A 12,031-nucleotide genomic window follows, 5' to 3' on the forward strand; every position below is an offset into this window, starting at 1 on the left:
CCTGCCTTGTGCTACGGCACGATCCAGTCGCTGTCCGCGACCACGCGCAGTCTGTCCGGCTCTGCGAATCGCACGATGTATCCGCCTTTCGATGCATAGCGCTGACCCGGTGCGAGCGTGAGGCGCGGATAGTAGCCGGTGAGAATGCGATGTTCGAGCATGTCGTCGATACGTTCGACGAGGTAGTCGCGCACGAAGGCATCGACCATATGGCTCAACGTTTCGGCCAGCAGCCCGCACGCCAGATAGGTATCCGCCTGCACACGCTCGTCGACGACGGGAATATGCCGTATCGCGAACCAGCCGAACGCATAGTCGACGCGCACGCGCCGGCCTTGCGGCAGATCGACGGGATACGCGAGCCGTGCGTTGTCGCGCCAGTGCGCAGGCAGGGGTACGCGGTCGAGCCCGCCCATCAGCCCGGACACATACACGGCCACCGAGGCGGCCGGCGCGTCGCCGAGCGCGGCGATGTCGGGCGGCCTGAGCCATAGCACGAGCACATCCGCGTGCGACGCGCCTCGCAGCGCCGCCGCGACGCGCGCGTTCGCAGGCATCGCGTGATTCTCGACGGCGATGCCTTGCTTCTTCAAATCTGCGGCAAGCGCCTGCGCCGCGGCCTCGCCGCTATCGCCCGCGCGATAAATCTGCAGCACTGTTTTGACCGGTCGAGCCGAAGCAGAACTGGCGGGCTCGCGAATTCGTTTCGCGATCAATTCCGCTTCGAGCAGCACGCCACGCGAGAAATACATGGAGTAAAAGTCGTGCTCGCTTTCGACAGGCACCTCGACGTTCGGAAACAGACACGGCACCTGTTCGCGCTCGCAGAAATCGTGAACAGGCGCCCAGTTCCTGCCGCCGAGTCCCGACAGCACGGCGAACACCGGCTGCTTCGCAAGATACTGCCGCAACTGCGCCTGCCACGTCTCCGGCGGGCCGTGGAGTTCCCATACATGCAGTTCCCAGCGCCTGTTGACCATGAACATCATCTTGCGCGACGAGCGCAACGCGGGCGTCGCGCCCAACGGCGCAGCGTTCTTGTCGGCAAAGTAATGTTCGAGCACATCGAGCATGCCGCGCCGCTTCACGGGGTCGGCGTCGGGCGTGATGATCGTTGCGAAGTGCAGCACGGTGTCGGTGACGCCGAGCGCCCTGCGCCTGTCGAGCGTCTTCAGATAGCCGATGAGCGCATGCATGTCCGCGTCGCTCAGATCGAATTGCGGCATCAGATAGCCGAGCGGCTTGCCTTCGGAATCGATGCCTTCGCGGATCGCGCGCGCGAGCGTCGCTTCCGTGTACGGTTCGCGACTGGTGCGCATGCCGTCGATGAACGGCACCGTCAATTCATCCGGGTTTTTCGCGGGCGGATGAAACAGATACTGCGCGGCAATGGGCGGAATGACCGTGTTGCCCTCCTTCGCGCCAAGCCCGCTGCGTCGATGGCAATTCATGCAGGCGGCCGCTGCGCCTCGCATCGCAAGTTGCCCCTGATGCGTCGCTTCCACCGGGCGGCCGTCGCCGGCGATGCCGTCGCGAAAGATCGCTGCGCCGGCGTCGACGGGCGGCGCTCCGAGCGCGTGATGCGTGGACACCAGCAACACGGCGGCCAACGCACTCGCAAAGAGCAGCCGCCGTGGAAACACAGTGGCCATTGCGACGAGGCCGGGCATGATTGTTACTGCGCCGGGCCAAATGCGGAACGCGGCGCCTGCATACCACCCGCGCCGACGGCCACCGATGCGCGCCGCCCCGGCACCATCGGCCTGACGAACATCGCGTCGTCGAGCGGCGGATTCAGCGACACCCGATCGAGCACCAGCCGGTCCTTCTTCGCCGCGCCCGCCACGCCGCTTTCGATCGCGAACGGTACCTGCACGCCCTCGATCTCGCGATAGTCGCGATACGTCACCTCGATCTTCACAGGCGCGCCCGACAGACCCGGCGCTTCGCGATCGTATCTGACGTCGAGAAACGACGCGGCGTCGACCCATACATGACGATGCGCGCCCGACGGCAGCGTGACGGCAAGCCGGTAAGCGTCCTTTCCTTCGATGGCATCCATGCCGTCGAGCGATACGGCAATGCCCTTCGTCGCGTGGTCGAGCAGCGGGCCGTCGATTACCTGTTCATCGCGTGCATAACGGACTTCTGTGGGCGTGTAGGGCTGCACATCGGGCGCGCCGCCGGACGACGGCCGTATCTTCCACCCTTCCTTGCCGTCGAACACGCGCACGATCCGCTGGTTCATCGCCGTGATCTCGAAGCGCGTGCTGTTGGGCCGCCGCAGCGCCAGCACGAACGGCGCATTCGGCGTCGGCGCGTTCGCGCTTTCGACATGCCCCATCCAGATCATCGTGCGGACCTTGCGCCACGCGTCCACGCCGCCGCGCGCGGCCGCGTTCTTCGCGATGATCTCGTCGACCGTAAGCGGCTGCCCGGCGGCGGGCATCTGCGCCCATGCGAGCGCGGACACACAGCCCGCCAGCAACCATGAGGCGATGCGTTTCATGATCGTGACCTCATCGACGTGGCGTCATTTCGCGGCGACCCTGGCGGGCGCGGATTGCGGTTGCGCGGGCAATTGCGGCTTCGCGAAGAGCGCGTCGTCGGCGGGCTGGTTCACCGTGACATGCTGGATCGTCATCTGATGCTTCTGCTTCACGCCCGTCACCTGTGTCTCGAGCAGATGCGGCACCATCAATCCGCCCTCGCGCCGGTAATCGCGGTAGTAGACGGAAACGACATGCATGCGTCCATCGAGCTTGCGCGGATCACCTTCGACCTTGACTTCGAGAAAGCTCGACGCGTCGATCCACACATGCCGTTGCGCGTGATCTTTCGTGGTCAGCAGGAGTTTGTAGGCGCGGTGCCCGTCGATCGTCTCCATACCCTGCAACGCGACCTGACTGCCCTTGGCAGCATAGTCGACCAGCGGCCCGTCGAGATCGGCCGTTTCCGCCGCCGATTTCGCCTCGGCAGGCGTATAGGGTTCTGCGACATTGCGGCCGAGGAATGGACGCACCTTCCACCCCTGGCTGCCGTCGTAGACCTGGAAGGCGATCTGGTTGTCGAAGTTCAGTTCGAAGCGGCTCTTGTGCGGCCGCTTCATCGTCATGACGTACTGCAGCTTGACGGGCTTCGTGCCGCCCACGTCGATCTGTCCGCTCAACGTCATCGTGTTGACGGCACGCCATGCCTGCAGGCCCCCGCGCGCGGCCACGTTGCGCTCGACAACCTGCGCCGCGCTCATCCCGCCGCCGCCCGCTGCCAGCGTGGCGTGCGCAGCAAAGCTCGCGGCCACCACGCCCGTCATCGAAACAATCATCCGAAAGCCCCGGTTCATGTCGATCTCCTCAATGTCGTGCCGCGCATACGCGTTATTGAACGACCAGCCCATCGATATGGAACGAGCCGATCAGTACGTTGACGCGGTCCCCCGCCTTCACCAGATTGCCCTTGTTGGAAAACACCATCCAGTATTGCTGGCCGACCTCGAGCGCGCCCGTCTGCCGCAACTGGCCGATGTTGTCCATCACGGGCACTTCGAGCAGGACATGATTGGCCTCGCCGTACAGATAAGGCGTCGTGCTCTTGTCGCCGAGCAGCTTGGCGAGCGCCGGGTCCGTCACGCGGTAACTGAAGCGCAGAAGATTGCCCGACGCAGTGCGACGGACGCTCAGGTTGTCGACGCCCCGCACTGACTGATAAAAGGTGCGCGCGTGCGCGGGCAGCTTCATTGGCTCATAGCGCGACGCGTGCGGCGCACTGCCGTGCATCGCCACCTGCTGCGCCGCTGCCGGCATCGCCGGCAATGCGGCACAGCAGACCCACGTCGCCGCTGTGACTACGGGTCTCATTGCACCGCTCCCGTCGAAGGCGCATTTGCCTGCGGACCTGCCGTTCCCGTTGCCCCATTGCCCAGCACCTGATTGAGCATATCGAGCAGCGCGCCCGGCGCGAACGGCAGGTTGCCGCCTGCGAACAGTCCCGTGCGTGGCAACTCCACCGCGCCGATGTCGTAGCTGCCGCTCTGCGGACGCTGCGTGCCGAAGAAATCGTGATTCGGTGCGCCCGTATTCGTGCCCGCATTGACGGCAGGGGAACCCGTCTTGATCGAGTAGTTGCCGAGCGGCACGCCATAGTTCGTGCTGCCCGAACTCACCGTCATGTTGAACAGCGACAGCGGCCCGTACGACATGTTGATCCACTGGTTGCCTTCATCCGGCGTCGCCGACGGCAGCAGACCGAACAGCGGATTGGGCAGCACGGTATCCGCAATGCCGGGAGGCACCGCGAAGCCGTTGCCGCCGCCTTCGGGCGGCACCCGCGCGCCGTTGCAGTACTGGCTCACCACGTTCGGATTCGCCGAGCTGTTGTGCGCGTTCGGATAGTCACCTGCATCCGTGATGATCGAGTACTGCGGAGCGAGCCTCATGCCCGACGAGTGATCCGAAGGCTTCGTATCGCCATAGGCGCCAAGATCCCAGTACACGGCATTCGGATCGCAGTAGCCCGTCTGATGACCCGCCTGGTTCAACGTCGGGTTCAGCGCGACGGTGTTCTGCAATCCCGGGATGTTCGGGTTCAGCCCGCCCACGGTGATATAGAACGTGCGGTTCTGCCAGAACACGTCGTTCCTCACCACAGGGAACGAGTAGTGGCTGCAGTCCTCTCCTGCAGGACACCCTGCGCCGCCCGCCGTGAACGCCGTCAGGAAGTTCTGCGTATGCTTCGCGGTTTCGAGGCCGGAAGGCTGCATCGTCGACGTCGTGATCGGGCTGCACGTCGTTTGCGAGCCGACCGTCGTGCAGTTCGGCGGACCGACATTGGCCTGCGCAGCGAGCGCCGTGTTGAACAGCACGCCCGCCGATGCCGTGGAGTCGTTCGAGATCACCGTGTTGTTGATGAAGTTCACGCGCACGGCATCCTGCACCGACACGCCGCCGCCCGACCAGCCCGCCACGTTGTTCGCGATGATGTTGTTGATCACGCTCACCTCGTACCAGCGGTTGCGGTTGCGCGGGCTGCGCTGCACGTCCGTGCCATTGATGTTCTGCAGACGCAGGCCGCCGCCCTTGCCGCTTTCGGCCGTATTGCCGACGATCAGGTTGCCGTCGATCACAAGACCCGGCCCGACGCCATCGGAGAGCTGAGGCGCGCAGTCGATATCGGTCGGCGAGTTCTCGCAGAACGTGCCGTCCGGCGGTACGCCCTGGGCGATCAGCCCGCCGCCGTAGGTCGGCAGCGTCGGGTTGTTGCTCTGGTTGAACAGGATCCAGTTGTGCGACAGGTCGCCGTTGTAGCTGAAACCGAAATGCGCGACACCGCCGCCATCGCCGCTGCTCATGTTGCCGCAGACCCAGTTGTAGTTGAAGTGATAGTTGTCCGCGCCCGAGCAGAAGGTCACGCCAGCCGCCGATGAAGGCGTCGTCGAGTTGATCTCATCGCCGTACGAAGCATTCGACGTCACCGAGTTGTGGTGCACGTTGACATGCGTGTTGTACGCGAACGGCTCTTGCGTGAAGCCATCGTTGGCGATCGTGCCGTCGGGCACTTCGACCTGGCCGATCGTGATCCCGCCTGTCAGCGTGCCCGCATTGCTGAACACGCGGTTGTTCGACACCTCCGTGTAGTGGTTCCAGCCGTGCAGGAAGATGCCGCCGCCGCCCTGCGAGCTGTTCGTGAACGTGATGCCGTCGACACGCGACGGGTTGCACAGGAAGTTGCTCGAATAGGTGTTGCAGTCCGTGTTGCTGGCCGTCAGCGGCGTACAGATACCGTTGGCCGTGCAGTTCGGATCGGGCTGCAGCACGCCACCGACCCGCACGTCGCGCACACCCTTGGCGAGCACCGTGATGCCCGCGCCTTCGTACGCGCCCATCAGCGTCGGTTCCATCAGCAGCTCGCCGAGATTGCCGTTGAGGTTGCTGTCCCAGCCGAACGTCGGCTCGAGCGGAATCGCGTCCACCTTGCGTTGCATCGCGGCAGAACACGCATACGTTCCCGACGGGTCGTACGCATTGCCCGACGAAATCGCACCGCCGTTGAGCGCCAGGCCGAACAGACAATCGATCTGCCTGCGCCACGGGTCGACCTTGCCCGACGGATGCGTGTTGGCGTTCACGACGACAGCGGGCGCACCCACCCCCTGCAGGCGCACGGGCTTCCACATCAGCAACATCTCGTTGTACGTGCCCGGACCGACGATGATCAGATCGCCCGGCGTCGCCTTGTCGATGGCCGTCTGGATCGCGTTGCTCGTCCCGTTCTCACCGCCGACATAGGCGGGCGCCTTGCCGCCGATCGTGACCGTCACGGTATCAATCGACTTCTTGCCGTTGCCCGACGTGATGACCAGTTCGCCGCAGCGCGTCTGCGTATTGACGCCGCGCTGCTGGATCGTGCAGCTCGACTGGTTCGCGGAGAGCGTCGGCACCGTGACGTTGATCTGTGTATCCGACCACGCGTTCACGTGCGCATTCACACCGCCGACCGTCACCGTCCCGGTGCCCTGCGACGCGCCGAAGCCATAGTGCCGGGAGACGAACTTCTGGTTATAGGGCGCCGTGGTCGCAGCGGGACCGCCGTAGGCATGATTCGGCACTTGCTGGTCGCCCAGCGCCTTTATGGTCAGCGTATGGCCGGCCTGGCTCACCCACGGACCCGCGCCGCCGTTGCTCGTGTCGCCCGTCACCGACGAGATCGCGGGCGTCGCGTCCGGATACGCGCAATCGGGTGGGTTGTAGCCGTCTGCGAACGCGGACACGGGCACGACTGGCGTATCCATGTACTGCGTCTGCCCGGGCATGAACGGAATCTCGTAGCAGAACTGGCTGTACGCGGGGTTGAACAGCGGATCGCGGATCGTCTGCCCCGGATGCGCGGGGTCCGGCATGTCGGGATCGTTCATGCAGGCGACCATCATCGTCGGCGCGTAGCCCGTCGGGTTCGGCGGGTTCACTTCCCACGTCGAGTAATTCAACCCGTTGAAGATGCCCCACTGGTCCGAATAGATGCGGCTCACTTCGTTGCCTGCGAAATCCTTCATCGAAACAGGCACGTTCGGCACCGCGAACTTCTCGCCGAACTGCGGAGAGTACGGATCGAACTCCGACGAGAAGTCATCGAGCATGAAGCCGGTGAAGTGCGCGGCCACGTGCGTCGAACTGAACACCCAGAACTTCGCGAGCGCCGACATCTGGTTGGTCAGCACGACTTCCTTGCGGTCGCACAGGTGCCGCGAAGCGCCCGCGAACGGCGCGACTTCCTGCGAGCCCGGGAACAGGCTGATGTAGTCCGGCACTACACGCAGCGCGCCAACGCACGGCCAGAACGTCTCGACGCTGCCCGTGTCGCCTTCGTGACGCGGTTGCGAGCCGAGGTCGGTGGTCGGGTTCTGCGCGTTGTTGCGGTTGTACGTCGCGTTCACAGCCGCCTGGTCCGGCAGGATGAAGATGTTGCCCAGTCCGCCGAACTGCTGCGTGACAGGCGCGATGTAGTTGTCGCCGATCAGGATGTTCTTGTCTTCTTCCTTCACGAGTTCATAGCCCGCCGGCACGATGATTTCGACCACATACTTGCCCGCAGGCAGCATGTACGAGCCGTCGGCGAGCTTGCTGCAGATCGTGCAGTTCGAACCCTTCGGCGTGCCCTTCTGCGGATCGCGGTCCGTCACGCTCGGGAACTGGTACATCCCGTCGTACGGCGCGGGCTGCAGCTGGTTGAACGCGTGCATGCCGTCATAGCACTTGAACTGCGAGTGCATGGGCAGCGTTCGCTTTTGCGGGTCGAGCCATTGCGAGCTGTCCTTCAGTGTAAAGAAGAACGGATCGGTGGTTTCCTGGCCCGGGCAGTTCATGTTGGGCACGCCGTCCGAACGGAAACCCTGTGCCCAGTCGTCCCAGCTGCTGGTCTTCGTCGTATCGACGAGCGTGAGACTCTGCGTGCCGTCGGCGGCCGTGCCTTCGGCGTACAGGTTGACCGTCACGTTCGGCACGTCGGGCGTCCAGCTCGTATGGAGCAGCAGAGCGGGATCGTCGAACGGACGCGTCGATGCGTAAATCACTTCGCCATGAATGCCGCCGTTCTCGTTCGCCCCATACGGCGCCTTGCCGAATTCGATGAACGAGTTCTGGCCTGAGAAGCCTTGCCAGCCCATCGTCGTGACCCACGGCGGATCGATGCGGCCTGTCGACGGATTCGTGCCCGTGCGGTCGCTGCAGTCCGCGTCGTTGCAGTAGATCGCGCCCGGCACGCGCAACGCGCCCGGTAGATGCGCCGTCGACGATTCCAGCGTATTCGCGTAGTTCGCCGCGATCGACGAGCCCCCACCGCCAGGCGTGCCGTCAGGTGGACCGCCCGCGTCGTAGACGACATGCACGCCCGTCTGTTTGTAGCGCGTCGTGTCGGCCTCCGCGATGTACCAGTTGAAGAGCGGGAACACCTCGTTGAACGACGCATAGCCGTTCAGGTCCGTGTTGTTGAAGTTCGAATAGCTGCCGTCGCGGAAGCGGATATTGGTCGGCACGAGCGCGAGCCCCGGCTCGCTGTCCTGCGACACGCCATCGCCGTTCGTATCGATGAAGCTGCGCGTGTAGAGGTTCGTGTGCCATTGCAGCACGGCCAGATCGCCGACGTTCTGTGTCTGTCCGCCTTTGAGCTGCACCGCCGTCGCGAGACCGTCGACGATCTGGTCGTTCCACTGGTCGAACACCGTGATGCGGAACAGACCATCCGGCAGGCCGTTGATGCTGAACGTGCCGTCCGCGTTGCACTTCGTGAATGCGACGTCTTCGAGATCGGGATCGCCGACGCTCACATAGCATTGCGTGAAGCTCAGCGAATCGCGCGAGCCGCTGCTGTAGAGGTTCTCGTTAGGCGGACGGCTATAGTGCAGATTCGTGACTTTGCCCGTGATCCCGTTGTTGCACGCAACGCCCTTGCATATGCCCGGCAGCCGCGCATTGATGATCTTCGGATTCGCGAAGCCGATCGTCACATGGAAGCCCGCGGGTCCGAACTCCTGGAAGTACGAAGGCCCGCCCACCTTGATGAACGCGTCATGCGCTTTCTGGCCGTCCAGCGTATTGGTCTGCAGCCACTCCTCGCCTTTCGCGATGCGGTCCGCCGCAGGCGTCGCGACGACGCCATAACGTCCCGGCATCAGGTTCGCGATGATCGCCTGGCCGACCAGCGGCGACAGCGTCTTGCCGTCCGACTCGAACCTCGGGCAGGTCGGAATCATGCCGACCAGTCCGTCGTTTGCCGCCTTCGTGATCGGGCATGCGTCGAGGCCGGTGTTCGGATCGATCGTGCCTTGCAGTGAATTCGACAGCGGCATGTTGAACATGTCGTAAGTCATCTGGCCAGTAGCATCGCCCGTGCCGCCCGCGTCGTCGAAGAGCTTGATTTCGAAGCCGCCCAGACCCGGCTCGCGCGCGGTGCCGAATCCGTCCGAGCCGCCGCTCACATCGATTTCGCCATTGACGGGTGCATCGTCTTCGAACACGAACACCGAGATTTTCGCCGTCTGCAGCGGGGTCTGCTGAAGCAGCACGTTGACGGCGTGTTGCGCGGGCGCGATCGGCGCGCCGCCCATTGCGTGGCCGCAGGCGCCCGTGCCGGGCGCGAAGTCCGCGCCGCCCGGACCCGACGGACAATCCTTCGCAATATCGAACTGCCGTTGCGGACCGTCCGGATTGTTCGGATTGACCGGCTGCGGCGCGCCCGCGCCATTCGTGAAGGTGTTGCCCGCATCGCCAGGAAGAATCGACAGGTAGTAGTGCTTCGTCGGATCGAGCGCGACCTGCGATGGATCGACGGCCGCTTGCTGGGCTGCATCCGTGCGGCACACGCCATTGCCGATGTCGCAAACGGCGGGCACGTGCGTATTCGTGCCCGGGTCGAACACGGTCTGCCCTGATTCGCATGACACCGTGCCGACGCATCCCGCTGCGACGACAGGCATATAGCTCGTGTGGAAGCTCGTGCCGAGGCTCGGCACGGGCAGCGGCGGACACGTTGCGGGCCGCGTCGACGAGTTCACCTGGCACGCGGGATCGATCTGGAAGGTACGGTCTTCCTCGATGATCCAGCGGTAGTCGTTGATCGCCGTGCCCGCCTTCGCGTCCTTCACCGCGACGGCGAGACCGCTGCCGCCCTTGAAGGTCACCGTGACAGTCGCGGCCCCGCTCGTCGTGTTTTGCGAGTTTGCGGCCTTGTACTTGAACGTCACCGTCGACGTCGCGTTGCCGACGGGTGCCGCGGTCGGCACAGCGTTGAACGAGCCGTCCGCGTTGAGCGTCACCGTGCCGCCCGACGCACTGCCGACGATGGAAGCCGTCAGCGGCAGCCCCGCCGGATCGCGGTCGTTGCCGAGCACGCCCGGCGCACCGATGTGCAACTGCGACGCGATGTTGCTGCTGAACGCGTCATCCGACGCGACGGGCGCCCCCGACAGGCAGTTCGAGCCCGCCGAGCATGCGGCAAGCGTCACCGTCGCGGTCAGCGCGGCGCTGCCGTTTGCCTGATAGGTAAAGCTATCCGATGTGGTGCCCGCATTCGGTACATACGTGAAGGTGCCGTTGGGGTTCAGCGTGAGCGTGCCGCCTGTCGGCTGCGTCTTGATCTGCACGCCGTAGACACCCACGTCGTTAGCGATCAGCCCTTTGCCAGGGTCCGAGACCGTCAGCGTATTGCCTGAGACGAGGAAATACGAATCCGGGTTAGCCTTCGCGTTCGCGTTGCCTGCCGCGGAGGTCGGCAACGCGCCGCCGTTCACGCTGATGTAGCCCTGCATGCCGCCGTCGCGCTGGTTGTTGGTCGACAGGCTCAACTGACGGTCGAACACGGGCAACGCGAGCGCGCCCGCAGCGACCGAGTTCATCAGCACGTCGTAGGTTTTGCCGGCGGCCAGAAACACGGCGCTCTGCACGCGCGGATTGCCGGGCAGCACGTTGCCGTCCTCCGCAATCAGCGAGAAGCCGGACACGGGCGGTAGGCCCGTTTGCGCGCCGACAACGGATGGCACATGCATGCGCAAACCGGCGTTCACGAAGCGCAGCAGAATCTGACCCGTCGAATTGGCCGTTGCAGCCGGGGCCGTGACAGGGAACGCGGAGCCATTTGCATTCGACCGGTCGAACGCGACACCGTTGATCAGGTAGTAGCGCGGGTCGTAGTTCACCGCGGGTGGATAGCAGGTTCCGTAGGTCGCCGACGCGGGATCGCCGCAGCCGCCCGAGAGACCAGACCACACGCGCGCTTCGCTGAAGCCCGGCGTGGCAACGGCCGTGGCGACGGCCTGGTTCTGCACAGGGTCGATTTCGCTGAGCAACAGCGGCAGATCCGCATCGTATCGGATGCCCGGGTAAGCCTGCCCTTGCGTCGAACCGGCCGCGGGAGGCGTTGTGACGACGAGCACGCCGTACAGACCCATCGGCCCCTGGATCGACGGGTGCGTGCCCGATTCGATCAGATAGGTGCCGGGGCGCAGATTGTTCCAGGTCAGCGTGCTCGAACTGCCCGAATTCACTTCGCTCGAGAACGACTGCACGCGTGGGCCTTGCGTCGGCGGCGTGAAGCTCGCGCCGCTGCCCGTGCCGGCGATCGGCCAGGTCGTTGCCGTCTGCGTCGCGTGAACGGGACTTGGGGACGTGGTCGCCGTATTGCCGAGACCGCCGCCGAGCTGCCCGACGATCACGAGCGACGTCGGCAACTGCGCGGGCAGGCTGTTCGTGAGATTGATCGTCAGCGAGCCGGGTGGCGTCGTGATCACGACGGGCGACCAGTTCGAGCCCGCGCCGGGATTGGACGCCGCGCAGGTGGCGGGCGCGACGGCTGCAGCCGAGCAGTTGTAGCCCCACATCGGCACGACCTGTCCATCGGGAAGTGCAATCGTCTGGGCCTTGGCGGTGAGCGTCACGCTCTGCGCGCAGACCATCGCGCTCGCCGTCATCAGCACCGACGCCACGACACCCGCCTTCACGAGGCCGGCAAGCGTCCTTTTGAAATCGCAGGATCTCATCGCGAT

The 12,031-nt window shown here is 64.7% G+C and carries 5 protein-coding genes; all 5 read right to left on the reverse strand.

Features of this window, described 5'->3' with window-relative positions; all coding sequences use genetic code 11:
• Positions 1-11 precede the first annotated feature (11 nt).
• The 5 genes from C2L64_RS42705 to C2L64_RS42725 are packed head-to-tail and all read right to left on the reverse strand — an operon-like array spanning position 12 to position 12,025.
• Positions 12-1,670 carry a c-type cytochrome gene (locus C2L64_RS42705; protein ID WP_007736975.1) on the reverse strand — a complete coding sequence of 553 codons (1,659 nt, stop codon included), beginning with the start codon at positions 1,668-1,670 and terminating at the stop codon, positions 12-14.
• Positions 1,671-1,675: 5 nt separating this feature from the next.
• Positions 1,676-2,509 carry a LolA-like protein gene (locus C2L64_RS42710; protein ID WP_009770131.1) on the reverse strand — a complete coding sequence of 278 codons (834 nt, stop codon included), beginning with the start codon at positions 2,507-2,509 and terminating at the stop codon, positions 1,676-1,678.
• 24 nt (positions 2,510-2,533) lie between these two features.
• Positions 2,534-3,343, reverse strand: a complete 810-nt coding sequence (locus C2L64_RS42715; protein WP_039902147.1) for a LolA-like protein — start codon at positions 3,341-3,343, stop codon at positions 2,534-2,536.
• A 34-nt stretch (positions 3,344-3,377) separates the two neighbouring features.
• Entirely contained in the window at positions 3,378-3,857 is a 480-nt protein-coding gene (locus C2L64_RS42720) for a hypothetical protein (RefSeq protein WP_009770129.1), read from the reverse strand.
• A complete protein-coding gene (locus tag C2L64_RS42725) occupies positions 3,854-12,025 on the reverse strand; it encodes an Ig-like domain-containing protein (protein WP_009770128.1) in 8,172 nt (2,723 codons plus the stop codon). Before C2L64_RS42725 ends, C2L64_RS42720 begins: the two co-directional genes overlap by 4 nt.
• Positions 12,026-12,031: the final 6 nt, after the last annotated feature.

This window comes from Paraburkholderia hospita (assembly GCF_002902965.1).
GTDB lineage: Bacteria > Pseudomonadota > Gammaproteobacteria > Burkholderiales > Burkholderiaceae > Paraburkholderia > Paraburkholderia hospita.

Coding starts and splice junctions, on each gene's coding strand:
- C2L64_RS42705 (WP_007736975.1), bottom strand. CDS start 1,670: ATGCCCGGCCTCGTCGCAATGGCCACTGTGTTTCCACGGCGGCTGCTC.
- C2L64_RS42710 (WP_009770131.1), bottom strand. CDS start 2,509: ATGAAACGCATCGCCTCATGGTTGCTGGCGGGCTGTGTGTCCGCGCTC.
- C2L64_RS42715 (WP_039902147.1), bottom strand. CDS start 3,343: ATGAACCGGGGCTTTCGGATGATTGTTTCGATGACGGGCGTGGTGGCC.
- C2L64_RS42720 (WP_009770129.1), bottom strand. CDS start 3,857: ATGAGACCCGTAGTCACAGCGGCGACGTGGGTCTGCTGTGCCGCATTG.
- C2L64_RS42725 (WP_009770128.1), bottom strand. CDS start 12,025: ATGAGATCCTGCGATTTCAAAAGGACGCTTGCCGGCCTCGTGAAGGCG.